The 26,081-nt window shown below is 65.0% G+C and carries 25 protein-coding genes and 1 riboswitch; of the genes, 15 read left to right on the top strand and 10 right to left on the bottom strand.

Annotated features, from left to right (window positions below):
* Window positions 1-20 precede the first annotated feature (20 nt).
* A complete protein-coding gene (locus tag RHPLAN_RS27000; protein WP_068024678.1) occupies window positions 21-998 on the bottom strand; it encodes an NAD-dependent epimerase/dehydratase family protein in 978 nt (325 codons plus the stop codon).
* Complete coding sequence (locus RHPLAN_RS26995; RefSeq protein ID WP_084245611.1) at window positions 995-2,044, bottom strand: Gfo/Idh/MocA family protein; 1,050 nt, start codon at window positions 2,042-2,044, stop codon at window positions 995-997. The genes RHPLAN_RS27000 and RHPLAN_RS26995 overlap by 4 nt, the downstream gene beginning before the upstream one ends.
* A gap of 128 nt (window positions 2,045-2,172) precedes the next feature.
* On the opposite strand from RHPLAN_RS26995, the gene RHPLAN_RS26990 reads away from it, so the two are divergent.
* Complete coding sequence (locus RHPLAN_RS26990) at window positions 2,173-4,353, top strand: hypothetical protein (protein ID WP_068024673.1); 2,181 nt, start codon at window positions 2,173-2,175, stop codon at window positions 4,351-4,353.
* Here RHPLAN_RS26990 and RHPLAN_RS40635 read toward each other — a convergent pair.
* From RHPLAN_RS40635 to RHPLAN_RS26970, 4 genes are read right to left on the bottom strand one after another with little or no spacing between them, the layout of a single operon-like run.
* A complete protein-coding gene (locus tag RHPLAN_RS40635; RefSeq protein ID WP_198164511.1) occupies window positions 4,325-4,879 on the bottom strand; it encodes an NUDIX domain-containing protein in 555 nt (184 codons plus the stop codon). The two genes, RHPLAN_RS26990 and RHPLAN_RS40635, sit on opposite strands and share 29 nt — an antisense overlap.
* A 4-nt stretch (window positions 4,880-4,883) precedes the next feature.
* Window positions 4,884-5,642, bottom strand: a complete 759-nt coding sequence (locus tag RHPLAN_RS26980; RefSeq protein ID WP_068024665.1) for a glycosyltransferase — start codon at window positions 5,640-5,642, stop codon at window positions 4,884-4,886.
* A 17-nt stretch (window positions 5,643-5,659) separates the two neighbouring features.
* A complete protein-coding gene (locus RHPLAN_RS26975; RefSeq protein WP_198164510.1) occupies window positions 5,660-6,901 on the bottom strand; it encodes a nucleotide sugar dehydrogenase in 1,242 nt (413 codons plus the stop codon).
* Window positions 6,898-7,692 (bottom strand): class I SAM-dependent methyltransferase, encoded by a 795-nt coding sequence (locus tag RHPLAN_RS26970; protein WP_068024661.1) that lies wholly within the window; start codon window positions 7,690-7,692, stop codon window positions 6,898-6,900. Before RHPLAN_RS26970 ends, RHPLAN_RS26975 begins: the two co-directional genes overlap by 4 nt.
* A 191-nt stretch (window positions 7,693-7,883) precedes the next feature.
* Between RHPLAN_RS26970 and RHPLAN_RS26965 the strand changes: the two genes are divergently transcribed.
* The 6 genes from RHPLAN_RS26965 to RHPLAN_RS26940 all read left to right on the top strand — a co-directional run bounded on the left by RHPLAN_RS26965 (window position 7,884) and on the right by RHPLAN_RS26940 (window position 15,555).
* Window positions 7,884-9,086 carry an efflux RND transporter periplasmic adaptor subunit gene (locus RHPLAN_RS26965; protein WP_068024657.1) on the top strand — a complete coding sequence of 401 codons (1,203 nt, stop codon included), beginning with the start codon at window positions 7,884-7,886 and terminating at the stop codon, window positions 9,084-9,086.
* Window positions 9,087-9,100: 14 nt separating this feature from the next.
* Window positions 9,101-12,262 (top strand): efflux RND transporter permease subunit, encoded by a 3,162-nt coding sequence (locus tag RHPLAN_RS26960; protein WP_068024655.1) that lies wholly within the window; start codon window positions 9,101-9,103, stop codon window positions 12,260-12,262.
* A gap of 214 nt (window positions 12,263-12,476) precedes the next feature.
* Window positions 12,477-12,914 (top strand): c-type cytochrome, encoded by a 438-nt coding sequence (locus tag RHPLAN_RS26955; RefSeq protein ID WP_068024653.1) that lies wholly within the window; start codon window positions 12,477-12,479, stop codon window positions 12,912-12,914.
* A 224-nt stretch (window positions 12,915-13,138) separates the two neighbouring features.
* A complete protein-coding gene (locus RHPLAN_RS26950) occupies window positions 13,139-13,573 on the top strand; it encodes a c-type cytochrome (RefSeq protein WP_068024650.1) in 435 nt (144 codons plus the stop codon).
* A 119-nt stretch (window positions 13,574-13,692) separates the two neighbouring features.
* A complete protein-coding gene (locus RHPLAN_RS26945) occupies window positions 13,693-14,613 on the top strand; it encodes a c-type cytochrome (RefSeq protein WP_068024646.1) in 921 nt (306 codons plus the stop codon).
* Window positions 14,614-14,643: 30 nt separating this feature from the next.
* Window positions 14,644-15,555: a DMT family transporter gene (locus RHPLAN_RS26940; RefSeq protein WP_068024643.1), complete on the top strand. Its 912-nt coding sequence runs from the start codon at window positions 14,644-14,646 to the stop codon at window positions 15,553-15,555.
* Here the strand turns inward: RHPLAN_RS26940 and RHPLAN_RS26935 are convergent.
* Together RHPLAN_RS26935 and RHPLAN_RS26930 are read right to left on the bottom strand one after the other, a co-directional pair.
* Window positions 15,550-16,014, bottom strand: a complete 465-nt coding sequence (locus RHPLAN_RS26935) for a nuclear transport factor 2 family protein (protein ID WP_068024641.1) — start codon at window positions 16,012-16,014, stop codon at window positions 15,550-15,552. The genes RHPLAN_RS26940 and RHPLAN_RS26935 overlap by 6 nt on opposite strands.
* Window positions 16,015-16,067: 53 nt before the next feature.
* Entirely contained in the window at window positions 16,068-16,304 is a 237-nt protein-coding gene (locus tag RHPLAN_RS26930; RefSeq protein WP_068024638.1) for an Lrp/AsnC ligand binding domain-containing protein, read from the bottom strand.
* Window positions 16,305-16,427: 123 nt separating this feature from the next.
* Between RHPLAN_RS26930 and RHPLAN_RS26925 the strand changes: the two genes are divergently transcribed.
* The 8 genes from RHPLAN_RS26925 (at window position 16,428) to RHPLAN_RS26890 (ending at window position 24,077) form a co-directional block, all read left to right on the top strand.
* Complete coding sequence (locus tag RHPLAN_RS26925; protein ID WP_068024635.1) at window positions 16,428-17,438, top strand: Bug family tripartite tricarboxylate transporter substrate binding protein; 1,011 nt, start codon at window positions 16,428-16,430, stop codon at window positions 17,436-17,438.
* A gap of 21 nt (window positions 17,439-17,459) precedes the next feature.
* On the top strand, window positions 17,460-18,446 hold the full coding sequence (locus RHPLAN_RS26920) for a Bug family tripartite tricarboxylate transporter substrate binding protein (RefSeq protein ID WP_198164509.1): 987 nt from the start codon (window positions 17,460-17,462) through the stop codon (window positions 18,444-18,446).
* Between the two features lie 72 nt (window positions 18,447-18,518).
* Window positions 18,519-18,626, top strand: a riboswitch (TPP riboswitch).
* Entirely contained in the window at window positions 18,614-19,393 is a 780-nt protein-coding gene (thiM, locus tag RHPLAN_RS26915; RefSeq protein WP_068024629.1) for a hydroxyethylthiazole kinase, read from the top strand. It overlaps the preceding riboswitch by 13 nt.
* Window positions 19,393-20,049, top strand: coding sequence for a thiamine phosphate synthase (gene thiE, locus RHPLAN_RS26910; protein WP_068024626.1), 657 nt, complete (start codon window positions 19,393-19,395; stop codon window positions 20,047-20,049). Before thiM ends, thiE begins: the two co-directional genes overlap by 1 nt.
* Window positions 20,046-20,843: a bifunctional hydroxymethylpyrimidine kinase/phosphomethylpyrimidine kinase gene (gene thiD, locus RHPLAN_RS26905; RefSeq protein ID WP_068024623.1), complete on the top strand. Its 798-nt coding sequence runs from the start codon at window positions 20,046-20,048 to the stop codon at window positions 20,841-20,843. The genes thiE and thiD overlap by 4 nt, the downstream gene beginning before the upstream one ends.
* A 34-nt stretch (window positions 20,844-20,877) precedes the next feature.
* Complete coding sequence (locus tag RHPLAN_RS26900) at window positions 20,878-21,957, top strand: TRAP transporter substrate-binding protein (RefSeq protein WP_068024618.1); 1,080 nt, start codon at window positions 20,878-20,880, stop codon at window positions 21,955-21,957.
* Between the two features lie 317 nt (window positions 21,958-22,274).
* A complete protein-coding gene (locus RHPLAN_RS26895) occupies window positions 22,275-22,982 on the top strand; it encodes an outer membrane protein (protein ID WP_068024615.1) in 708 nt (235 codons plus the stop codon).
* 399 nt (window positions 22,983-23,381) lie between these two features.
* A complete protein-coding gene (locus tag RHPLAN_RS26890) occupies window positions 23,382-24,077 on the top strand; it encodes an outer membrane protein (RefSeq protein ID WP_068024612.1) in 696 nt (231 codons plus the stop codon).
* Window positions 24,078-24,163: 86 nt separating this feature from the next.
* Here RHPLAN_RS26890 and RHPLAN_RS26885 read toward each other — a convergent pair whose 3' ends face one another.
* A complete protein-coding gene (locus RHPLAN_RS26885) occupies window positions 24,164-25,015 on the bottom strand; it encodes a fumarylacetoacetate hydrolase family protein (RefSeq protein ID WP_068024610.1) in 852 nt (283 codons plus the stop codon).
* Between the two features lie 187 nt (window positions 25,016-25,202).
* On the bottom strand, window positions 25,203-25,982 hold the full coding sequence (locus RHPLAN_RS26880; RefSeq protein ID WP_068024607.1) for an SDR family oxidoreductase: 780 nt from the start codon (window positions 25,980-25,982) through the stop codon (window positions 25,203-25,205).
* Window positions 25,983-26,081: the final 99 nt, after the last annotated feature.

The following is a 26,081-nucleotide window of genomic DNA, read 5'->3' as shown; positions in this document are numbered from 1 at the left end:
TCGGCCGTTGATGCAATGAATCAGGCGCGCGGCGCAAGCCGTTCGTTGGCCCAGTACCATTCCACGGTCGGGCGCAGGCCCTTATCGAGCGGCACCTGCGGGGCATAGCCCAGCCCGGCGAGCTTGCCGATATCCGGGCAGCGCCGGTCGGTGCCGCCGGCCGGCGCGGGAAGCGACACGAACTCGATCTCGCGGCCGGCGATGGCCGCGATCCGACGTGCCACGTCGCCGATGGTGACCTCTTCAAGTGTGCCGACGTGGTAGATGCCGAGATGCTGGCCCTTGTCGCGCATCACCATGACGCCGCGCACGAGGTCATCGACATGGCAGAAGCTCCGCGTCTGCCGGCCGTCCCCTTGAATCTCGAACGGCAGCTTGCCGCTCGGATGTTGCGCCGCAGCCTTCTTCACGCGCAGAGCGAATTGCGGCACCACGTGCTCGAAGCCCATATCCGGGCCGTAGACGTTGTGCGGCCGGAAGATCAGCACGCGGTCGAACAGCTTGCGGCCATAGTTGATTGCCATCAGCTCGCTGATGATCTTGCCGCCGCCGTAGGAGTAGCGCGGGTTGGTCGGGTCCGGCACGAGCAGCGGCGCGGTCTCGTCGGTCGGCACCTTGGGCGGGGTCTGATAGACCTCGGAGCTCGAGGCCAGGATCAGGTTGCGCACGCCCGTGGCGCGGCAGGCGTCGATCACATTGATCATGCCTTTGACGCCGACATCCAAAACCAGATCGGGGGCGCTGTAGAAGAACTCGGTGCCGTTGACGAAGGCGAGATGGTGCACCTCGTCCATGCCGCGCACCGCGCTCTCGACGGCCGCCGCATTGCGGATGTCGCCGCCGATGAATTCGATATCGCTCTTCACGGCTTCGAGCCGGCGCGGCGCGCCGCGCGAATTGTCGTCGAGTACGCGCACCGTGTGACCGGCCTTCACCAGCGCGATCACCAGCGCCGAGCCGATGAAGCCCGAGCCGCCCGTGACAAGAATGCGGCTCATGGGCGTATCTCCGGCTCGGCGTCGAGCCACTGACCGCGCTCATGCGAGCGCCGCACCGCTTCGAGCAACTCCTGCACCCGGTAGCCTTCGGCAAAGCCCGGGGAGACGGACCGCTTCTGCTCGATGGCGTCGATGAAACGGCTCGCCAGCCGCGCCACCGGCGCGATGCGGCCATCCGTTGGGAATTGTCGGTCCAGCGGATCGTCGTCGAGCGCGACGGGCGCAAGGGCTGCGTTCGGCCGTCGCGCAAGCTGCAACGTGAAGCCGCGCATGTAATCGGTCGTGGGATTGGCGAGCACCAGCGCGCCGTCGTCTCCGTAGAACTCCAGGCGGTGACCGCTGCCGGCAAAGCAGGCCGAACTCATCGTGAGGTTTCCGGCGGCGCCCGACGCAAACGCCAGGCTCAACATTGCGTTGGTCTCGAATGCCGGATCGTCCGGCAGGCCTGACAGCCGCGCCGACAGGCCCGCGATCGGTCCGCCGAACCATTCAAGGTAATGCAGCGAGTGACTGACGAAGTTGCCGAGTGCGCCGCCGCCATCGCCCGCGCTGGTCTTCCAGTTCTTCAGCCGCAGCCGCGTCGACGCATTCTCGACGAGCCAGGTCACGGCGATATGGCGCAGCCGGCCGATGGCGCCGCCGTCGAGCAGCGTTTTCGCCCTCCGGAACGCCATCACCTCGGTGAAATTGAAATCCATCGCGGCCGGCCGCGTTCCCATCTCGCGGAGCATCGCGGCGGCGCCTTCAAGGTCGGCGGCCATCGGCTTTTCCACGAACACGGCCTTGCCGCTTTTCAACGCCGCGACCGCGATTTGCGGCTGCAGCCGGGGCGGCACAGCGATCGCGACCGCATCGATGTCGGTCCGTCCGATCATCTCGGCCCAATCGCCATAGGCGTCAGGGATATCGGCTTCGCGCGCCAGGCCGGCTGTCCGTGCCGCGTCCGAGCCCGCCAGCGCCACGACCCGGCAGCGCGAATCCGCGCGAAACGCGGGCAGTTGCACCGCGCGTCCATAGTTGCAGCCGACAATTCCAAGACGGATCAAGAGGGCTCCCTGAGGCTCGCCCGGTCAGGCGCGCGCAATCTGGTCGGCCCACTCGCGCGGGTCAAGGGATCACGTCGACAAGACCCGCCGGCGGCGATACGGTCCGGCGTTTTCCGGGGTGTCTCGACTTGCCTTCTCCCGACAGCGGCCTGACCACGCGCACGGCGCTTCGTGTCGCCGTGCTGGCGCTTGTGGTCGCGGCGCTGCGGCTGCCGATCAACGACCTGCCGCGCTACTTCGTGCTGCTGATCGGCTCGGTTGCAATCTTCGCCAGCCCGATCCAGCTCAGCCCCGCGCGCTGGTTCTTGGCTATCGCGGCGCTTGCCGTCTCGTTCGGCGGGCCGTGGCTGTGGCCTGCACCGCGGATCGAGGAAGGACACAACGTCTTCGTGACCGATGATGGCCGCTCTGGCGCGTTGGAGCGGGGCCTTCCCGCTGATGCATTCCGGCAGATGAAGGTCGAATTCGACGCCCGGTACCCGCGCGACAAACGCTGCGCGGTGAGTTCGCCCGGATGCTGGCGCAACGGCGAGTTCCCGACGCGGCCTTACGCATTCTCCGCGGATGCGATCTTCGGCGGCGCGGAATTCTCGCGCCGTGTCACCCGCCTGGATTTCTCCGACCCGCTCTGGCAGCGGCTCGGCTTCATCAATGAAGGCTACAATTGGTACGGCGCGAACGACCTGCAGCGAAACAAGCGCGAGCCGCGATGGAAGCTGCTGCACCCGTGGGCGATCACCATGCCGTACTTCGTCATGATCCGCCTCCCGGGTGATTTTGCCGGCAGCCGGCTGTGCTGGCGTGGACTGATCCTCTGGGAGACCGAACCCGGCCGCTTCGAGTCGCAACGCAACGCCGAGTTGGATTGTCACGACATCCAATTGAGCGATGCGGGCCGGATGATCTTCGGCGTCTCGATTGGGTCGCCACTCGAAATGCATCTGCAGGCGGCATGGCCGGTGCGGCTGCACCGGGCCGCCGAAAGCGGCCTGGCGCTGCTCGGCGCAATCGCCATCCTGCTGATCCTGGTCCAGGCACGCATGCGCGCGATGGCATTGCCGCTGACACTGATCGGTCTCGCATTGCTGATGATCGTGCCGGTGGATGCAAGCTTCATCGGCGGCTGGCGGCCGTTCGACGGCGGCGACGACGGGCTCTGGTATGAAAGCGTTGCCCGCAAGATCGTGCAGTCCGCGCTCGCCGGCGATGACTGGCACGCGTTGGAGGGCGGCGAAGCCGTCTACTATTACGGCGGTCCGGGCCTGCGTTATCTCCGCGCGCTGGAGCGCTTTTTGTTTGGCGACACGCCGCTCGGCTATCTGTCGCTGATGCTGGTGTTGCCGCTGGCGGTGTTCGCGGCCTTCAAACGCTTCTTCACGCCGCGCTCGGCGCTCGGGCTGACGTTGATCTTCATCGCGCTGCCGGTCGGCACGCTGTTCGGCTCGACCTACATCCATTACGTCAAATGGGCGGCGAGGGGCTTCGCCGATCCCGCGGCGGCGATGCTGTTCGTCGCGGCGCTGGTTGTTCTGATCGGCCGCGACGATGCAGGACCCGACCGCCGCTTCGGTCCGGCCTTTGGCGCGGGACTTCTGTTCGCGCTGGCGCTTTGGGTTCGGCCCAATCTGGCGCCGGCCGCGGGCATTCTTCTTGGCGGCGCGGGCCTTGCGGCGCTCTGGCAATGGCAGGTCGCTCGCCTCGTGGGCATGTGCATCGGCTTCCTGCCGGTGCTCGGCATGGCGCTGCACAACTGGGTGTTCGGCCATGAGTTCGTGCTGTTCAGCTCGAATGCGACGATCACGGAGGCTATCCCGATGCCGCCTTCGGCCTATGTGGCGGCGTTCGGCGAATTGCTGCGGCTCGATCTCGCCGGTGAGCATGTTCGCATGTGGGTTCTGCAATGGGCGCGCTGGCTCGCCGGCCCCTCCGAATCATTTCTGATGATCCCGCTCAATGCGCTCGCGATCGTTGTGCTGATACGCGTCGCGATCCTGAGATCGTTCGATCCGTGGCTGCGATTGATCGCGGCAGCCTCTCTCGTGCAGCACACCGTCGCCTGGTTCTATCTGTCGTCCGACCGCTACTACTATCTGGTCTGGTTTCTTACCCTGCTGGTCTGCGCGGTTTGGGTGCGCGATGAGGGCTTCGGGATCTTGCAGAAGCAGCTGCCCGGCATCACGACAGCGTTGGAGCGTCATCCGGCACGCGTACGGCTCGAGCGCGTGCTCGACTGGTTTGCGAGGCTCACCGGCATCGCCGCGCCGCGCGGCAGGCAGATGGTCAGACCGGCAGCTTCAGAAAGCCCTTGAGCCCGGCCATCATCAGCGTGCCGAGGTGCAGCTGCTGGACGAATTCGTCGGCCTTGATCATGGCCACGAGCTCGGCGGGCGTTTTCAGCGCGACGGTGAGCCCCGGCTCCGGCTTGAAGTCCGAGAGCTGTTCGCCGGTCTCGACAAAGAACGAGTGAACGCGGTTGCTCAGGCGTCCGGTGCAGGGCGAGGCCGGGGCGCCCAGCGAATGCGTGGCGCGGGCCGGATAGCCGGTCTCTTCCAGAAGCTCGCGCGCGGCCGCCTCAGCCGCGTCTTCGCCCTCTTCAAGAAGGCCCGCCGGCAACTCCCACGTGAAAGCCTCCATTGCCGGACGATACTGCCGCACCAGCGGGATGCGGCCGTCAGGCGTGCGCGCCAGGATCGCGAGATAATCGCGCTGGCCGACCGCGTGGTAGACCTCGGCCTTGGCGTCTGGCGCGAACTCGACCTCGCGGGCGATCACGTCCATCCACGGCGAGATCGTGGTGACGGTTCGGGCTTTGATTTTCGGCCATTCGTCGGACACTGGATCAGCCTGCGCCATGGGTTTGCGGTTTGCGCGTCACGCTCTCCGGCGGGCGGCGCAGGAAGGTCGTGGCGAAGGCGTAGCCGTACCAGCGCAGATAGGCCGGCAGCCATTTCAGCACGCGGAAGCGGCTGGTGCCGTGCTTGCGCTCGAACCACAGCGCCGGCACCTCGCCGATGCGCCAGCCGAGCCGGTGCGCCTTCACCAGCAATTCGATGCTGTAGGTGAAGCCCTGATCGGACTCGACCTGCAGGTTCTCGATCACGCGGCGCGAGAACAGCCGGAAGCCGGAGGTCGGGTCGTGTGCCGGCAATCGCGCGATGTGATGCAGCGTGAAGGCTGCGCCCCGCACCAGCGTGGCCTTGAGCAATGGACAGCCCTGCATGGTGCCGCCCGGAATGAAGCGGCTGGCGCAGACCACGTCGCAGCCTTGCCGGGCCTGCTCCACCATCTTGTCGATGATGCCCGGATTGAAATCGTCGTCGGCCGGATAGACCACCACCAGCGGTGCGGTGCTCGCGGCAAAGCCCGCCATGATCGCGGCATGCGCGCCGCGCGACGGATTGCGCACGAACTCGACCGGTATGCCTTGGTGCGCGTCGGGATTGGCGCGTACCGCAGGCAGCGTGTCGTCATCGGGGTGGTCGTAGCAGATCAAGACCCGCGCCGGCGTTTTGACATTCTGCGACAAGCCGCGCAGCACGCCGACGATGTTATCGCCTTCGTTGTAGACCGGAATGACGATGTCGAGCTGCGATGGCATCGCGTCGCAAGCTGGTTCTACGAAATGACGTTGGGCGAGCCGCGCAACAGCCCCCAGACATCCATGACCGGCTTGCCCTTGAGATCCGCGTCTTTGTAGCAGCGGTGTGGTGTGCACACGATCAGGATGTCGCTCTTCTCGATCACCTCATCGAGCGGCAAAAGGCTCGGGTCGGTCGTCACCAGCGGATCGGTGGTGAGCACATCGCGGGCGTGGCCGGCGAGCGCGTTCTTGAGCTTGTAGCTCAGCGAGGCGCGCGCGTCGTCGCTCTCCGCCTTGAACGCCATGCCGAGCAGGCCGACCGTCATGTTCGGAAGATCGTAATCGCGGCGCAGGTCCGCGATAATGTGCAACGGCAGGCCCTCGTTGACCATGATCGCGGCGTTGCCGAGCGCGAACTCGTTTCGCGCGAAGGCGAGGAGCTGCATGGTGTCTTTCACCAGGCATGGACCCGCAGCAAAGCCGGGCGTCGGAATGCCCTTGGCGCGCGGATAGTTGTGTTTCATGCCTTCGAGGATGCGGGTGTAGTCGAGGCCCGCCGACTTCGCGATCAGATAGAACTGGTTGGTGATGGCGAATTCCAGATAGCGGTAGGCGTTGTTGAACAGCTTGGCGAACTCCGCCTCCATCGGCGACAACGTCACGATCTCCGGCGCGATCAGATTGAACAGCGCCTTCGCCTCCTGCTCGGCCTCGGGTGAAAGCCCGCTGACGATCTGCGGCATGCGCCGCAGCTCTTCGATGCCGTAGCCTTGCGCGATGCGCTCCGGGCAGAACGCCACCTTGAGGTCGTTGCCTTGCCGCCTGATGTGGCTGTCGATCCAGTCGGTGGTGCCGGGGAACAGCGTCGAGCGCAGGATCAGAAGCTGGCCGCTGCGCATGTGCGGCAGCAGCGGATCGACGCAGTCCTGGATCACCCGGCGCACCGGATTGAGGAACTCGTCGACTGGCGTGCCGATGGTGACGATCACCGGCCCCTTGGTCGAGATATCGCTGGGCTTGCTCGTGAAGAACAGCCGGCCTTCGGCGAGCGCCTTCTGCAGGAGCTCATCGGCGCCGTGCTCGATGAATGGCATGCGGCCCGAACGCAGCGTCTCGAGGCTCGTCGTGTTCAGATCGTTGATGTTGACCGTGAGCCCCTTGGCCGCAAACGACAGCACCAGTGGCACACCGACATGGCCGGCGCCGCCGACGACGGTGAGATCCGCGGTCTGGGCGGTCACGGTGCGAGCGGAGGCCGGACGTTCGGCGATATTCAAGGCTTCACTCCAAAGGTCAGGACGAACGAACGGAATGGCCGCATGAAGCCCGGCGTGAACAACATGCTGTCGATCGCATTATAGAGCGGCAGCAGCCAGCGCACACGGCCCGAGGCGACGTATCGATAGCGAAGGTTCGAGAGATAGTCGGTTTCAACGGTGAAACCCGCGGCCCGGAAGGTCGCCGCCGCCTGGCTCGCCAGCAAAGGCCGCTCGTTCTCCGTGACCCCGACCGGGCTGTAGAACGGAGAGGCGCGATCCCGATAGAGCCACATGAACGGGTTCATCCGGTTCGGGTCGAAGGCGAAGAAGCGCCCGCCCGGCCGCAGCACCCGGAACACCTCGGCCGCGCAGCGCGACGGGTCGGGGAAGTGGTGGACGATGCCGGCCAGCAGCACCCCGTCGAAGCTGCCATCGGGGAAGGGCAGGCGCTCGACGTCGCCCTCCAGGAACTCGATGCCGGGATATTTCCGCTGGCCGAGCGCGATGAGCTTGGGGCTGATATCGAGCCCGGTGGGCACGCTGCCGTGCTGGCGCAGCAGCTCCGAGAACAGACCGGAACCGCAGCCTAGGTCGGCCACCCTGTCGCCGGGCTTGAAGCCCCCCAGCCTGACCGCGGTTTGGATCAGGAGCGCGCTGCTTTCGGGCGCGAACACGTCGTAGGAATCGATGGCGGCATGGCCGTCGAAAAACGCGATTTCCTTCTGCTTATCCTGCTCCCGGCTGCCTGGGGCTCGTCGGCTCCGGGAGGACTCGGCCTGGGCGTTTCTGGGCTCTAATTTCACGTTCATCGGGGCACAGCTATCATGGCGCTTCGAGCCCCGGCAAAGCCCTTCAAGCCCAAAATACGGCCAAAGGGGAGGGATTTGTGAGCTTGCCAATCTTGCGAGGGGCTGGCCGAAGGGCCAGCTGTTAAGGCAATCGGGGGAGGGGTGGCTTTGCCGCATTGCAACATGATGAATTTGCTGGCAGCACAGCCCGCATGACGAAGCTTCAAAGCCTGCCGCGGATTGCCGCCGCGCTTTCGCTCGCTTTCGCCCTTGCCGCCTGCGGCCAGGGCCAGCAGGGCGCTGGCGCGCCGCCGCCCCCCACCGTGACGGTCGCCAAGCCGACCGTTCGTGCGGTCACCGACCAGGACGAGTATGTCGGGCGCTTTGTCGCCATCGACGCCGTGGAAGTGCGGGCCCGGGTTTCGGGCTATCTGGACAAGATCCATTTCCGTGACGGTCAGATGGTCAAGCAGGGCGATCTCCTGTTCACCATCGACAAGCGGCCGTTCGAGAACACGGTCGCGCAGCAGCGAGCCAATCTCGCCCAGGCGAAAGCCAATCTGGCGTTTGCCGAATCCGACCTCGAGCGCGGCAAGCAACTGGTGCGCGAGCGCACGATTTCGGAGCAGGTGTTCCAGCAGCGCACGCAGGCCTTCGGCAGCGCCCAGGCCGCGGTCGCGGCGAACGAGGCTGCGGTCAAGCAGGCCGAGCTCGATCTCGAGTTCACCGAATTGCGCGCGCCGGTCGACGGCCGCATCGGCGACCGCCGCGTATCGCCCGGCAACCTCGTGACCGGCGGCACGACCGGGACCACGACGATGCTCGGCACCATCGTCTCGATGGACCCGATCCGCTTCGAATTCACCATGGATGAAGCCTCGTACCTTCGTTACGAGCGCTTTTCCAAAATGGGCAAGGAAGTCACCGGCCGCGCCGGCGGCATGATCGTTGGGCTGAAGCTCCTCGACGAGAAGAACTTCGATCGCCGCGGCGCCATGGACTTCGTCGACAACGTGATCGACAAGTCGTCCGGCACGATCCGCGGCCGCGCCGTGTTCTCCAATCCGGATGGCGTGCTGACGCCCGGCATGTTCGGCCGCATCCGCGTGCCGGGCTCGCCGAGCTATGACGCACTGCTGCTGCCGGACGCCGCGATCGGCACCGAGCAGATCAAGAAGTACGTGCTGGTGGTCGACGGCGAAAACAAAGCGGTCATGAAATACGTCACGCTCGGCCAGCTCACCGACGACAATCTTCGCGTCATTAAGGACGGCATCGACGCCAACGACCGCGTGGTGGTCAACGGCCTGATGCGCGCGCGGCCGGGCCAGAAGGTCAATCCGCAGGAGAAGGGCGCTTCGCCATCCGCTGCGGCCGCGACCGGTGCCGAAAGCGGCACTCAGGCCAAGAACTAAGGGGCTGCGCACCCATGCGCATGTCGCATTTCTTTATCGACCGTCCGATCTTTGCGTCGGTGATCTCGATCGTGTTCGTGATCGTGGGCGCGGTGGCGTTCACGCGATTGCCGATCGCGCAGTATCCCGAGATCGCGCCGCCGGTGATCAACATCTCGGGCCAGTTCCCCGGCGCCAATGCCGACGTGGTGGCGACGACCGTGGTCGCTCCGATCGAGGAGCAGATCAACGGCGTTGAGAACATGCTTTACATGTCGTCGAATTCGAACGGCGACGGCCGTTTCTCGATCGGCGTCAGCTTCGACATCGGTACCAATCTCGACATCGCCCAGGTGCAGGTCCAGAACCGCGTCGCCGTGGCGCTGCCGCGCCTGCCGGCCGACGTCCGCAATATCGGCGTGACGGTCGCCAAGGCTTCGAGCGACCTGATGATGGTCGTGCATATCTATTCGCCCGATCGCTCGCGCGAAGATCTGTTCATCTCGAACTACGCTAATCTGGAGATCAAGGACGCGCTGACCCGCGTCGACGGCGTGGGCTCAATCACGCCGTTCGGCAGCCGCGACTATGCGATGCGGGTCTGGCTCGATCCGGCGCGCCTGCAGTCGCTGAACATGACGGCGAGCGACGTGACGCAGGCCCTGCAGGGCCAGAACATCCAGGTCGCCTCGGGCATCCTCAACCAGCCGCCGGTCGATAAGGCCGGCGCGTTTCAGATCTCGGTCCAGACGCTCGGCCGCCTCGCCGATCCGGATCAGTTCGGTGACGTTGTGGTGAAGCAGAACGGCGGCGCCGTGGTGCGGCTGAAGGATGTGGCCCGCGTCGAACTCGCCGGCCAGGACTACTCGTCGAACTCCTATCTCAATACGACGCCGGCGGTCGCCATCGCGCTGTTCCAGCGTCCGGGTTCCAACGCGCTCGCGACCGCCCAAGCGGTCCGCGAGACCATGGCGGGGATTGCCAAGAAATTTCCGCCTGGCATCACCTACGACATCATCTACGACCCGACGCAGTTCATTCAGCAGTCGGTGGACGCCGTGATGGAGACGATTCTGGAAGCGATCTTCCTGGTCGTCATCGTTGTGGTGCTGTTTCTGCAAACCTGGCGCGCCGCGATCATTCCGCTGGTCGCGATCCCGGTGTCGCTGGTCGGCACTTTCTTTCTGATGGCTTCGTTCGGCTTCTCGCTGAACAATCTGTCGCTGTTCGGCCTGGTTCTGGCCGTGGGCATCGTGGTCGACGACGCCATCGTCGTGGTCGAAAACGTCGAGCGCAACATCGCGCTGGGGCTGAGCCCACGCGAAGCCGCGATGCGCAGCATGGACGAGGTCGGCGCGGCCCTGGTCGCGATCGCGCTGGTGCTGTGCGCCGTGTTCGTGCCGTCGGCATTCATCACCGGCATCTCCGGCCAGTTCTACCGGCAGTTCGCGCTGACCATTGCCGGCGCGACCGTGATTTCGCTGATCGTCTCGCTGACGCTGTCGCCAGCGCTTTGCGCGCTGCTGCTCAGGCCCCACGAAGAACGCCGGGAGCGCTGGTGGGAGAAGCCGCTGCACCGCTTCTTCGGTCTCTTCAACAAGGGCTTCGACAAGCTTGCTTTGGGCTACGGCTGGCTCGCCGCCCGCGTGGTCCGCTACGCCGTTGTGATGCTTGTGGTCTACGCCGGCGTGATCGCGTTCGGCTCCTGGGAGTTCGCCAAGACGCCGCGTGGCTTCATTCCGGCGCTCGACCGCGGTTATCTCATCGTGGTCGCAAACCTGCCGCCCGGCGCCTCGTTGCAGCGCACCGACGACGTGCAGCGCCGGATCGTCGAGACGGCGATGAAAATACCGGGCGTGATCGGTGCGGTGAACATCGTCGGTTTCTCCGGCGCGACCTTCACCAATTCGCCGAACGCCGGCGCCGCCTTCCTGGTGCTGGATTCGTTCGAGAAGCGCGCCAAAGACCCGAAGCAGTCGGCGGCGGGCATCCAGCGCGCGCTCTTTGCGGCTCTTGCCGACATCCAGGAGGCCGGCATCTTCGTGGTGCAGCCGCCGCCGGTGCCGGGCATCGGCAATGCCGGCGGCTTCCGCATGATGGTCGAGGACCGTGGCGGCCGGGGCGCGGCCGCGTTGCAGTCTGCGGTCTCTGCGATGATGGGGCGCGCCGCGCAGACGCCGGGCGTCGCACAGGTGTTCTCGATCTTCGAGACCTCGACGCCGCAGCTCTATCTCAATATCGACCGCACCAAGGCGCAGATGCTCGGCATCGCCGTCCCTGATGTGTTCAATGCGCTGCAAGTCTATCTCGGCTCGTCCTACGTCAATGACTTCAACCTGTTCGGCCGCACCTTCCGCGTGGTCGCCCAGGCCGCGGCCAATGAGCGGATGGACACCAAGGACGTGCTGGCGATCCGGGTGCGCAATGCGAGCGGCGACACCGTGCCGCTCGGCTCGTTCACCACCGTGCGCGACATCTCGGGTCCGTATCGCGTGCCGCGTTACAATCTCTATCCGGCTGCCGAGCTCGATGGCGCCGCGGCTCCCGGCTACAGCCAGGGCCAGGCGATGGAGATCATGCAGAAGCTTGCGGCCGAGACGTTGCCGGACGGCTTCGCCTATGAATGGACCACGCTGGCCTACCAGCAGCTTCGCGCCGGCAGCACGGCGGCTTTCGCGTTCGTCCTCGCCGTGGTGTTCGTGTTCCTGGTGCTGGCGGCGCAGTTCGAAAGTCTGACGCTGCCGATCGCCGTCATTCTCATCGTGCCGATGTGTCTCATCGCCTCGATCGTCGGCGTGGTGCTTCGCGGCCAGGACAACAACATCCTCACGCAAGTGGGCTTCATCGTGCTGATCGGTCTTGCGGCCAAGAACGCCATCCTGATCGTCGAGTTCGCCACCCAACTCGAGGAGCAGGGCCGCGATCGCTTCGCCGCCGCGGTCGAGGCGGCGCGGCTGCGGCTTCGCCCGATCCTGATGACGTCGCTCGCCTTCATCTTCGGCGTGTCGCCGATGGTGTGGGCCGTCGGCGCCGGCGCGGAACTGCGCCAGACGCTCGGCACCGCGGTGTTCTCCGGAATGATCGGCGTCACCGTGTTCGGCCTGATCTTCACGCCGGTGTTCTATGTGGTGACGCGGTGGCTTGCCGCACGTGCCTCTCGCACAACCGCGCACGGCGCCCCGCATCCGGCCGAGTAACTCCCGTAACCCATTGAAATGACTGAGTGTTCACGAAATCGTGAGGGCATCTGGTCAAGATGTCGCGTACCCGGAATAAGACACGGGTACCAGGAATAAGGCTCGTCTCGGGGTGTTAGCCAGACACCCCGCCATCTGGCTTCCAAAGGCTCGTCCAGGCCGGTGGAAGAGGCGGGTCACCGACTGATTTCCACACCAAAGAGGGGTCTCAACGATGAAGCGTCTTGTTCTTGCCGCAGCCTTCGCCACGCTAGGCATCACCGCCGTGGTTGCTCAGAGCGATCCGATCGCCGCCCGCAAGGCGCTGATGAAGGAGAACGGCAACCAGTCGCGCACGGCGCGTGAGATGATCGAAGGCAAGCAGCCGTTCAATCTCGTTGCCGCAAAGAAGGTGCTCGCGACCTTCGCTGAGACTGCGGACAAGGGCAAGAACCTGTGGCCTGACAGTTCCAAGACCGGCGGCGAGACGGCGTCGCTCCCGGCCGTGTGGGAGAACAAGGCCGATTTCGACGCCAAGCTCGTGAAGTTCAGCGCCGACGCCAAGGCGGCGGAGGGCAAGGTGACCGACCTCGACAGCTTCAAGGCCCAACTCGGCGATGTCGGCAAGAACTGCGGCGGTTGCCACAATACCTATCGCAAGAAACAGTCGTAATTGGCGGGCGCGTTCGCCGACGAACGATCGCAGGGCGGTGCGTTTTCGACGCGCCGCCCTGCAGCTTTTTTGTCGCGCCTCGGGAATAAGATTCGCGCACCCGGAATAATAGGACTCGTCGGGAGTCAGCCGGACATTTGGTGCTTTGGCCTGCGAGGTCCTTCTTTGGGCCGGTGGGATCGCGCTCATTGGCTGAATTCCATGCCAAAGAGGGGGTCTTACCGATGAAGCGTCTCGTTCTTGCCACGGCTTTCGCCACGCTCGGCGTCGCCACCGTGATCGCGGAGGGCGATCCGATCGCGGCCCGCAAGGCGCTCATGAAGGAGAACAACAATCAGGTCCGCATCGCGCGCGAGATGATCGACGGATCACGGCCGTTCGATCTGGATGTGGCGCGCAAAGTGTTCACGACCTTCGGTGGCGTGGCGACCAAGGGCAAGGATCTTTGGCCCGACAGCTCCAAGACCGGTGAGTCTGCCTCGCTCCCGGCGATCTGGGAGAACAAGACGGATTTCGAAGCAAAGCTGGCTGCGTTCGGCGCCGATGCACAGGCCGCGGAGGGCAAAGTGACGGACCTCGACAGCTTCAAGGCGCAGCTCCGCGAGATCGGCAAACACTGCGGCGGCTGTCACAACGCCTATCGGCAGAAGCTGTCATAGATCGTTGACCGGCGAGGTGTAGCCGCTAAGAAGGCCATTGCAGGGCGGTGCGGTTTCGCGCGCCGCCCTGCAGCTTTTCGGATAGCGTTTGATTGCCTAACATCGACATGGGGAGCCCAATGCTGCGAAAGCTTTTCATCCTGGCGGTGGTCGCCGCGATCATCGGCTTTGGCGTGTTCTGGGGCCTGACCATTCCGGCGACCGTGCCGGCGAGCGCACTGCCGCAGCGGACGGCCAATCTCGACAACGGCAAGACCATGTTCACGATGGGCGGCTGCTCGTCCTGTCATGCGACGCCCGAACAGGACGACAAGACGCGGCTCGGCGGCGGTGTGGCGCTGAAGTCGCCGTTCGGCACGTTCTATGCACCGAACATCTCGTCGGACCCGAACGAAGGCATTGGCAAATGGAGCGAGGCGGATTTCGTCACCGCCATGGTGAAGGGCACCTCGCCGGAGGGTTCGCACCTGTTCCCGGCGTTTCCCTACACGTCCTACCAGCACATGCGGCTCGACGACGTGCGCGACATCTTCGCCTTTCTGAAGACGCTGCCGGCGGCACAGGACAAGTCCAAGCCGCACGACGTGCCGTTTCCGTTCAACATCCGCCGTTCGCTTGGCGTCTGGAAATTCCTGTTCCTCGACGGCAAGACGTTCGAGCCCGATCCGGCGAAAGACGCCGTGTGGAACCGCGGCGCGTATCTCGTCAACGGCCCGGGCCATTGCGCCGAGTGCCATTCGCCACGCAACATCCTGGGCGGCATCATCACGAGTCAGCGCTTCGCCGGCGGACCCGATCCGGGCGGCGATCCGAATGGCTTCGTGCCCAATATCACCCAGAAAAGCCTGACCTATTCGAAGGAAGACCTTATCAAGCTGTTCGAGACCGGCGAGACGCCGGACGGCGACAGCCTGGGCGGCGAGATGGGCAAGGTGATCGGCAACTTGAAGCAGCTCGGCGCGGCCGACCGCGAGGCGGTTGCGACCTATATTCTCTCGCTGCCGCCGGTCGAGGGACCCAAGCGGCCAGAGTCGAAGTGAGTCCGGAGTCCAAATGAGTCTGCGAGCAGGATGAACATCCTCAAGGCCTTCCTGCTCAAGGGCACATCGGCGCTTCTGTTTGCGATGCTTTCGGCCTGCGTCCGCTTTCTCGGCGACAGCGGTGTGCCGCTTGGCCAGGTGGTGTTCTGCCGGGCGTTCTTCGCGATCCTGCCTGTGCTGCTGATGTGCGCCTACCAGAAGCAACTGGCGCAGGCGTTCTACACCCAGCGTCCGTTCGGGCATCTGTTTCGCGGCATGATCAGCATTGCCGGCATGTTTCTGAACTTCGCGGCGCTGGCGCGATTGCCGCTGGTCGATGCCACTGCCATCTCGTTTGCCGCCCCGCTGATCACCGTGGTGCTGGCCTGGCTCGTGCTCGGCGAGACGGTGCGCATCTATCGCTGGACGGCCGTCACCGTGGGCTTCGCCGGCATCGTTGTGATGTTGTGGCCGTACCTCAACTTCTCGCAATACGGCGCCGGCGGCTCGGCCTCGACCGCGGCCACCGTCGGCGCAGCCTGCGGGATGATTGCCGCCTTCACCAACGCCGGAGCGGTGGTCCAGACACGGCGGCTGGTCGACACCGAGACCACGTCTGCGATCGTGTTCTACTTCTCGACGTACTGCGCGCTCGCGGGTCTTGCGACCCTGCCATTCGGATGGCTGTGGCCGACGCCATTTCAGCTTCTAATTTTGATCGCCTCCGGCGTGATCGGCGGGCTCGCGCATATCTTTCTGACTTCGAGCTACCACTACGCCCCGGCCTCGCTGGTCGCGCCGCTCGACTACACCACGATGATCTGGGCTTACGTGCTGGGCTACGTGTTGTTCGGCGAACTGCCGACCATCACGGTCTATATCGGGGCGATCATCGTTGCGGCTTCGGGCCTGTTCGTGATCTGGCGCGAGCGGCAGTTGCGCCGGCGGCGCGTGAGGTCATAAACCCAGCGCGCTGAGCCCCGGATGGTCGTCGGGCCTGCAGCCGAGCGGCCAGTGATACTTGCGATCGCTCTCCTTGATCGGCAGGTCGTTGATGCTGGCGATGCGCAGCCGCATCAGCCCGTGCTCGTCGAACTCCCAGTTCTCGTTGCCGAAGCTCCGAAACCAGTTGCTGCTGTCGTCGTGCCATTCATAGGCAAACCGCACCGCGATGCGGTTGTCGCGAAACGCCCAGACCTCCTTGATCAGGCGGTAGTCGAGCTCTTTTGCCCATTTGCGGGTGAGGAAGGCCTGGATCGCCTCGCGGCCCTGGATGAATTCGCAGCGGTTGCGCCAGCGGCTGTCGACCGTATAGGCCTGCGCGACACGCGCTGGATCGCGGGTGTTCCAGGCGTCCTCGGCCATGCGCGCCTTCTGCGCGGCGGTCGTGGCATCGAATGGCGGCAGCGGTGGACGGTCCATGACAGGCACTCCCATGCATCAGGCAGAATGCCCGAAGCCGGAAGTTTTGCCGATCAAAACGCCTTGAACGTGATGATCGTTCGGGTGTCCTGGATGCCCGGGATGATCTGGATTTTCTCGTTGACGAAATGTCCGATGTCGACGCCGGTGTCGACATAGACCTTGACCAGAAGGTCGAACTCGCCCGCGGTCGAATAGATTTCGGACGCCACCTCGGCGTCGGCAAGCCGGTTCGCCACCTCGTAGGATTTGCCGAGCTGGCATTTGATCTGGACGAAGAACGGGACCATGGGACCTCCGGGGCCAATCCAGCAAAAACCCTAGCGTCTGGCAAGGCTTCCGTCCGATGGGGCGTGGGCTATTCGGTCCCGGACGGCTCCCCTATGATCCCATAAAAATCCTGGAGGAATCGCATGCCGAGACGATGGTGGCATCCTGGGCGGCGTCTTGCCGTTGCGGCCGCGCTCTACGCCGCAGGACTTTTCGCGGCAGGGCTGCTCGCGGCGGCGCCCTCGGTTGCGGAGAGCTACCCGGACCGTCCGATTCGATTCTTTGTGCCATTTCCGGCCGGCGGCTCGACCGACGCCGTGGCGCGCGCGATGGCGCCGGCGTTGGAAAAGCGCCTCGGCCAGACGGTGGTGGTGGAGAACCGGGCCGGCGCCGGCGGCATGCTCGGTGTCGATGCGATCGCGAAGGCGCAGCCCGACGGCTACACCATCGGGATTGCAGGGGCGGGCGCGCTCGGCGTCAACATCGGCGAGCGGGTGACGCGGCCCTACGATCCGAAGAAGGATCTGGCGCTGATCAGCCGCGCCGCGGAGTCGCCCTTCATCCTGGTGGCGGCGCCGAGCCTTGCCGCAAAGTCGCTTCCCGACATCATCAAGATGGCCAAAGCCGAGCCCGGCCGCATGTCGATCGGCCATGGCGGCAACGGCACCGCGATGCAACTCGCGGCGCTGACCTTCGTCACCATGGCGGACGTGAAGATCAACCTCGTGCCCTATCGCGGCACCGCACCGGCCGTGACCGATGCGATCGCCGGCCATGTGCAACTCGCCATCGCCGATCCGCCGCCATCCATGGGATCGATCAACGAAGGCAAGCTTAGAGCCGTCGCCGTGACGTCGAAGCAGCGCTTCTCGGTGTTTCCCGATGTGCCGACCTTCGACGAGCTTGGCCTGAAGGACTTCGAGATCACCGGCTGGTTCGGGATTGCGGCGCCTGCCGCCACACCGCGGCCGATCGTCGAGAAGCTCAACGCGGCGGTGCTTCAGGCGTTGAAGGACCCCGAGGTGACGCGGCGCATCCGCCTGGTCGGCATGGAACCGACGCCGACCACACCTGCGGAATTCTCGGCGTTTCTTGACCGCGAAATCGTCAAGGCCGAACGTCTGCAAAACCTCGGCGACAACAAGCCGAACTGAACGGGTCTCGGAGGAATGGGCATGAGGAGAGAATTTCTGGGGTTGGGCTTCGCGGCGCTCGTGTTCGCGGGTGTCGCTCCGCACGCACAAGCCGACACATTTCCAAGCAAACCGTTCCGTTTCATCGTCCCGTTTCCGGCGGGCGGCGCGACCGACGCCGCCGCGCGCGCGATGCAGCCGCAGCTCGAGAAGCTTCTCGGCCAGACCGTGGTGATCGAGAACCGCGCCGGCGCGGGGGCGGTCATCGGCCTCGACGTGATCGCGAAGTCGGCGCCGGACGGCTACACCTTCGGCATCGGTCCGGCCGGTGCGCTGAGCGTCAATCCTGCGATGCAGGTGAAAATGCCGTTCGATGTGCGCAAAGACCTCACGCCGATCAGCGGACTTTGCGAGACACCGTTCATCCTTGCGGCTTCGGCCAACTACCCGGCGAACTCTCTGCAAGAGGTGATCGCACAGGCGAAAGCTTCACCCGGCAAGCTCACCATCGGCCACGGCGGCAACGGCACGTCGATGTTCTACGCGGCGTTGCTGTTCACCACCATGGCCGATGTGAAGGTGGGCTTCGTGCCGTATCGCGGCACCGTGCTGGTCGCCAATGATCTCATCGGCGGCCACATCGGGCTCGGCATCGTCGATCCGCCGCCGTCGCAGGCCGCGATTCTCGACGGCCGGATCAAGGGCATCGCGATCTCGTCGAAACACCGTGCGCGGTTCTTTCCCAAGATACCGACCTTCGACGAACAGGGCCTCAAGGGCTACGAGGTCGGCGGCTGGTTCGGTCTGGTAGGACCCGCAGGAATTCCCCCAGACACACTCGCCAAGCTCAATGCGGCGATCGTGACGGCGCTCAAGGACCCCGAAGTGGTGCAGCGGATCCACGACATCGGCATGGAGCCGCAGCCGATGACGCCGGCCGAGTTTGGAGCCCTCATCGACCGGGAGATCGACAAGATCACGAAGGTGCTGGCGCAGGCCGGCGATATTCCGAAGGACGAGCCGAGGTAGGCCGATATCCGCAAGTGTCGGGCCTTGAACGGTTTCTGGCTGCACGCTACGTTTCAGTGACGAGTTCATTTCTGCAATCTCATGGGGTGCCCGACACGTCTTCGTTGGGCTGAGAGGCGGAAGCCAACCCATAGAACCTGATCCGGGTCATGCCGGCGGAGGGAGAGATGCGGGCGCCGCACAGCGAGCTTCCTGCAATCACGGCCGACATCATCGAGCGCATCCGCGCCAGGCGGCCGCGTGTCCATTGCATCACCAATGCGGTGGCGCAGAACTTCACCGCCAACATGCTGCTTGCGGCGGGCGCGGTGCCGTCCATGACCATCGCGCAGAAGGAGGTGCGGGCCTTCGTGGCGCGCGCCGATGCGGTGCTGGTCAATCTCGGCACCTTCGATCCGGAGCGGCAGAAGGCATCGCTCGCGGCCATTGCGGTTGCGAACCGGCAGGGCATCCCCTGGGTGCTCGATCCGGTGTTCGTCGATCGCTCGAAGCCGCGTGCGGCTTTCGCCAAGGCGTTGCTGGCGAAGAAACCGCGCGCCGTGCGGCTCAACGCCGCGGAGTTTGCCGCGCTTGCCGGTGGCAAGGCGGAAGACATCGACGACGCGGCGCTGGCGCGCTTTGCCAAAGCCAGGCGCACCGTGGTCGGACTGACCGGCGCGAAGGATTTCATCCGCGACGGCGAGCGGCTTGCGACCATCGCCAATGGCGATCCGCTGATGGCGCGCGTCACGGCGATGGGCTGCGTCGCCACGGCCCTGGTCGGCGCCGCGCTTGCGGTTGAGCCCGACGCCTGGAAGGCGATGGCTGCGGCGCTGATCGCGGTCGGGGTTGCGGGTGAAGTCGCGGCCGCGCGCTCGCGCGGGCCGGGCAGCTTCGCCATGGAGATTCTCGACGCGGTGTATGCGTTGGATCGCGGCACCGTGATCGCCAAAGCGAGAGTGAGCTGATGCGTGTCGATCTGCGTTGTTATGCCATCGTCGATCCGGAGGTGGCCGGCGGTCACGAGCTTCCCGACCTGTGCCGGATGCTCGCGGCCGGCGGCGCGACCCTGGTGCAGCTCCGCGACAAGCTGTCCGACACCCGCGTGATGGTCGATCGCGCCCGCGCCTGCAAGGCCGCGCTCGGCAAGGTGCCGCTCCTGATCAACGATCGTATCGACGTGGCGCTCGCGATCGGCTGCGAGGGCGTGCACATCGGCTGGGACGACATGGCGCCGGTCGACGCGCGTCGGCTGCTCGGGCCCGACGCGATCATCGGCCTCACCATCAACAGCCCGCAGCGGGCCGACGTCACCGATCTGTCGCTGGTCGACTACGCGGGCATCGGCGGCGTCTACGGCACCACGTCGAAGCAGACCAAGAATGGGCCGATCGGCATCGCCGGCATGGCGCGCGTGATCGAGGCGCTGCATCGGCGCAAGCCCGGATTCCTCACCTGCGGCATCGCCGGCATCAATGCGGCGAACGCCGCACCGGTGATCGAAGCCGGTGCCGATGGCGTCTCGGTGATCTCGGCGCTGTCGATGGCCAAAGACCCGAAGGCCGCGGCGGCGGAATTGCTGCGCGCGGTTGACGCAGCGCTGTCGAAGCGTTCGAAGAAATGACCGCCATCGCCGTCACCATCGCGGGATCGGACTCCGGCGGCGGCGCGGGCATCCAGGCCGATCTGAAAACCTTCTCGGCGCTCGGCGTTTATGGCGCGTCGGTGATCGCGGCGCTCACCGCGCAGAACACCAAGGGCGTCACCGGCATTCACGACGTGCCGCCCGATTTCGTCACCGCACAGATCGATGCGGTGTTTTCCGATCTCAAGGTTGGCGCCGTGAAGCTCGGCATGCTGTCGAATGCCGCCGTGATCGGCGCAGTGGCGGACGGACTCGCGCGCTACAAGCAAAGCAGCATGGTGCTCGATCCGGTGATGGTCGCGACGTCCGGCGACCGATTGCTCAAGCCCGACGCTATCGACGTGCTGCGTAAGCGCCTGATTCCCGCAGCTCTGGTGGTCACGCCGAACCTTCCGGAAGCCGCGGCGCTGCTCGACACCGGCATTGCGGCAGACGAGCCCGCGATGCGCGCGCAGGGTGAGCGCCTGTTGGCGCTGGGCGCCAAGGCCGTGCTGATCAAAGGCGGCCACGCCGAGGGCGCAGAAAGCGTCGATCTTCTGATCGAGCCAAACGGCGTCACCCGGCTGACGAGCCCGCGTTTCAACACCGCGAACACCCACGGCACCGGCTGCACGCTGTCGTCGGCGATTGCGGCGGGCCTCGCCAAAGGCATGACGCTCGCCGACGCGGCACGCGCTGCGAAAATTTATGTCGCGAGCGCGATCGCTGCGTCCGATCGCCTTGCGATCGGCGCGGGCCACGGCCCGGTGCATCATTTCTATCGCTGGTGGTGAGCGTCTCTCGCGAACCACGAACAGGGAGCCACCCATGCCGAACATCACGCGACGAAAGCTCGCCCGGGTTGCCGGAGGTGCCGCCGCGGGCGCACTCGCCGCACCCTCGCTGGCGCTCGCACAGGCCAAGCGCTGGCGCATGGTGACGTCGTGGCCGAAGCGTTTGCCCGGTCCCGGCATGTCGGCGGAACGTGTCGCCGAGCGCATCCGCACCCTCTCCGGCGGCAAGCTCGACATTTCGGTGCATGCCGCGGGCGAGATCGTGCCGGCCTTCGAGGTGCTCGACGCGGTCGGCGGCGGCGTTGCCGAGATCGGCCACACCGCTTCGTTCTACTGGCAGGGCAAGATGCCGGCCGCCGCGTTCTACACCACCGTGCCGTTCGGACTCACGCCGGGCGAGCACGTCGCCTGGGTCGATGCCGGCGGCGGTCAGGCGCTGTGGGATGAGCTTTACGCGCCGTTCGGTGTGAAGCCCTTCATGGGCGGCAACACCGGCGTTTGCATGGGTGGCTGGTTTCGCCATGAGGTGAAGGGCCGCGCCGACTTGGGCGGCATGAAGGTCCGCTCGCTCGGCCTCGGCGGCGAAGTCTATCGCCGCCTCGGCGCCACGCCGCAAACCACGCCGCCCGCCGAGATTCTCACGAGCCTGCAATCGGGCGTGATCGATGCGGTGGAATTCGTCGGTCCCGGCACCGATATCGCGCTCGGGCTCTATCGCGTGGCGCCGTTCTACTACTATCCGGGCTTCAACAAACCGAACGGCACCGGCGAGTGCATCGTCTCGCTCAACGCCTGGAACGCGCTCGATGCCGAGCTCAAGGCCATCGTCGCGCATGCCTGCGCCACCGAAGCAAACTTTGCGTTGTCCGAGATGGAGCGCCTCAACACCGAAGCGCTGTCGGCGCTGACGGGCCAGCACAGCGTGCAGCTTCGCGCGTTTCCGCAGGAGGTGATCGCGGCGGCCCGTAGCACCAGCACTGAGGTCTTGAGCGAACTCGGCGGCCGCAACGCCGCGACTCGCAAGGTTTATGATTCGTATACGGCGTTCCGTGAGCGTGCCGGCGCCTGGTCGAAGATTTCGCTCAAGTCGGTGCTCGAGGCGCGTGACATTTAGGGTCGGCGGGAAAGCCTGCCCGGCCAAAGGGTTAGAGAGCCTCGGGCGGTAAGACCCGAGGCTTTTTCTTGGCCAAATCACCGAAATGCCGCGGAGTTTACCAGCCGTTAACCATAGCTGGTCAAATTCGTTAACCGAAGCGCTTCGGCCAAAAGCCGGCGTTGGCCATCCGCGCCTTCGTACCGAAGCCTGTCATGTGATGTCCGGCTCTCAGTTCAAGTGTGACGGCGTGGGATCGTTGCAGGCGCGCGGGCGCACGTTGCGCGATCACTCAACTCGATGCGACCGCAATCCAACCCCTAGGGGAGAGGGCTTTTATGATTTCAAGGTTCACCAAGATGGGCATCGCGACGCTGGCGCTGCTCGTCACTCCGTTCGCCGCCAAGGCGGCGGACATGCCGCTCAGGAGCTACTACAAGGCGCCGCCGCGCTCGGTGGTGTCCTACTACAACTGGACCGGCTTCTACGCCGGCGTGAACGGCGGCTATAGCTGGGGCGACACGAATTGGGATTTGCCGCTCGTTTCGGCGTCGCCCAAGGGCTGGATGGCTGGCGGCACGGTCGGATACAACTGGCAGAGCGGCGCGATCGTCTATGGTCTCGAAGGCGACTTTGACTGGGCCGACGTGAGCACCACCGCCGCCTGCGGCGCTTTCATCTGCCAGACCAAGGAAAGCTGGTTCGCAACCGCCCGTGGCCGTCTCGGCTATGCGTTCGATCGCTGGCTGCCGTATGTGACCGGCGGCGCGGCCTTCGGTCGCGTGAGGGCGGCGAGCGACAACCCGCTGGCGGTGGGCGGGTCTGACACCCTGACGGGCTGGACTGTCGGCGCTGGCATTGAATACGCTTTCCTCGGCAACTGGACTGCCAAGGTCGAATATCTCTATGCCGATCTCGGGACGTTCAACAATTGCGGCGGCACGTCTTGCGGGTTCGCCCTCAACGACAACGTCAGCTTCACGCAGAACATCATCCGCGCCGGCCTGAACTACAAGTTCAGCGGCCCGATCTTCTCGCGCTACTGAGAGCCCTATAGCTCTCCCGAAAGCTGTTCGCGGACAGAACGTCCAAGCACTCCCAAGCCCCGGGCTCCGGCCCGGGGCTTTTGCTTTGCCGTTTGAATCTGTTGCGGTTGCGCCACGCTTGGCGGCGTTGGTTTCCTAAAAAGCTGGGCACAACGTGTGGCGCTTGATTGCATTCGGCGGTTCCTTAATCTGCAGATAGCGAGTCCCGCTGATTCGTTTGGCGCTGCGGACCTTTCCCCGGCAGTCCAACGTTCAGGCGACCGCACTGTCGCCTGCGTGGCGCTACTCCAGTTGTTCCCAAGTCGAATGTGACCCGGTCGAAGCGTGAGCTCGCGCACGGCACGTTGGGTGATTGCCGGCTGCGATCAGCAATCCACGTTGTACGGATGGGAGGCGACAATGAAATTCAGGGCGGGCCTTGCCGCACTGGGCTTGCTGGCAACCACATTCTCATTCTCAGCGCAGGCAGCGGACCTTCTGCGTCCGGTCGACAAGGCGCCGCGCACGGTGGTGTCCTACTACAATTGGACCGGCATCTATGCTGGCATCAACGGCGGCTACGGCTGGGGCACTTCGAATTGGGACTTGCCGATCGTTTCGTCGGAGCCGAAAGGCTGGATGGCCGGCGGCACGCTTGGCTACAACTATCAGACCGGCGCTTTCGTCTGGGGTCTCGAGGGTGACTTCGATTGGGCGGATGTAAGCGCGAGCGCCGCTTGCGGTGCCTTCTCCTGCGAGACCAAGAACACCTGGTTTGCCACCGCCCGCGGTCGCGTCGGCTTGGCCCTTGACCGCTGGCTGCCCTACATCACCGGCGGCGCCGCCTTCGGTCACGTCAAGGCGTCACTCTCCAATCCGGCGGTGCCGGGCGCAAGCGACACGATGGTCGGCTGGACGGTCGGCGCTGGAATTGAATACGCCTTCCTCGGCAACTGGTCGGCCAAGATCGAATACCTTTACGCCGATCTCGGCCGATTCAACTGCGGCGCCTCCTGTGCGCCAGGCCCTGTCGCCGGCAATGTCAGCTTCACGGAGAACATCGTCCGCGCCGGCATCAATCACAGATTCTCCGGCCCGATCTTCCGCCGCTACTAAGCGATCGGACCGCGAAACGAAGAGCCTGAAACACGAAGCCCCGGGCTGTCAGCCCGGGGCTTCGCCTTTGTCTTATGGTGCTGTGCTCAGTACTTGCCCTTGACGACCTTCTGGGTCTGCTCGCCGACCTTGTCCATCCTCAGGTGCACGACGTCGCCCGCCTTGAGGAACTTCGGCTCGGGTTTCATGCCGAGGCCGACGCCGGGCGGCGTGCCGGTGATGATGACGTCGCCGGGCTCCAGGATGAAATACTGCGAGCAGGCCCACACCAGATGGGCGACGCCGAAGATCATCGTCTTGGTGTTGCCCTTCTGCCGGACCTCGCCGTTGACGGTGAGCTCCATTTCGAGGTTCTGCGGATCCTTGATCTCGTCCTTGGTCACCATCCAGGGGCCGAGCGGGCCGAAGCTCTCGCAGCCCTTGCCCTTGGTCCACTGGCCGGCGCGCTCGATCTGGAACACGCGCTCGGAGACGTCGTTCGACAGGCAGTAGCCCGCGACCACACTCATCGCGCGCTCCTTGGAGAGATAGCGGCCGCGGCTGCCGATGATGATGCCGAGTTCGATCTCCCAGTCGAGCTTGGTCGAATCCTTCGGGATGATGGTGTTGTCGTTCGGGCCGCAGACGCAGCTCGGCGCCTTGTTGAAGATGATCGGCTCCGGCGGAATCTTCATGCCGGCCTCGGCCGCGTGGTCGGCGTAATTCAGGCCGATGGCGATGAAGTTGGAGGGCTTGGCGACGCAGGAGCCGAGGCGGGGATTGCCCTTCACCAGCGGCAGCTTGTCGATATTGGCTTTCTTGATCTTGGCGAGGCCGGCAGGCGAGAGCGCCTCTCCGTCGATGTCTTTGACGATCTTCGACAGGTCGCGAATCTTGCCGTTCTTGTCGAGAATGCCGGGCTTTTCCTTGCCTGCGGCGCCATAGCGAACGAGCTTCATGGGCGTTCCCCCTTATTCGATGTGTGTGGTTTGGCTGGGACGATGATGTGATGCGGCATCATGCTTGGCTGTTGGGTTTGGAGCAAGTCTGGCGGCACGTGTCCCGGGCGCGACGCAGCACGAAGTGATGCGTCGCAGACCCGGGACCCCGGTTTCTCTTCCGCGTGTGGAGGGCCCTGTGGCCAAGCTAGAACGCCCCTGGGAAGATTCCGCCGTCCATCAACAGGTTTTGCCCGGTGATGAAACCGGCATGGGACGAGCACAGGAAGGCGCAGGCCGCGCCGAACTCGTCCGGATTGCCGATCCGCTTGGCCGGTACGGTTTGCGCCCGGGCGGCTGCGGCCTGCTCGACGCTGATGCCTTGCTTCTTGGCGGTCTGCTCGTTGTTGGAGCGCAGGCGGTCGGTGTCGAACGGTCCCGGCAACAGGAAGTTGATGGTGACATTGTGTTGCGCCACCGAGCGGGCGACGCCGGCGAGGAAGGCCGTGAGGCCCGCGCGCGCCCCCGACGACAGGTCGAGGCCGGCAATCGGCATCTTCACCGAACCCGAGGTGATGTTGACGATGCGCCCGAACTTCTTCTTGATCATCGGGTCGATCGCCTTCTGAATGAGCTCGATCGGCACCACCATGTTGCCGACCACGCCGTCGATCATCTTCTGGCGGTCGAGCTCGCGGAAATCGCGGAACGGCGGTCCGCCATTGTTGGCGACGAGAATGTCCGGGTCCGGGCAGGCGGCAAAGAGGGCGGCCTGGCCTTCGGGCGTTGCGACGTTCGCCGCGACCGCAGTCACCTTGGAGCCGGTCTTGGCGCGGATTTCGGCTGCCGTGGCCTCAAGCCGTGCGGGGTCCAGTCCGTTGATCACAACCTCGCAGCCGGCCTCCGCGAGCCGCATGGCGCAGGCGCGCCCCAGCCCGCGGCTCGAGGCGCAGACGATGGCCTTGCGGCCGGCGATTCCGAGATCCATTCCGTAGTCTCCTTGTTTTGGCGGCGCGGATCATAGCCGCGCTTTCGTCCGTTGAAACACCCCGGCCGGGGCGCGGCGGAATCATGGCGCAATTCGGCC

This window comes from Rhodoplanes sp. Z2-YC6860 (assembly GCF_001579845.1).
In the GTDB taxonomy this organism is placed as follows: Bacteria; Pseudomonadota; Alphaproteobacteria; order Rhizobiales; family Xanthobacteraceae; genus Z2-YC6860.
Note: the sequence above shows the minus strand (reverse complement) of the source record. Positions and strands in the feature narration are given on the sequence as shown.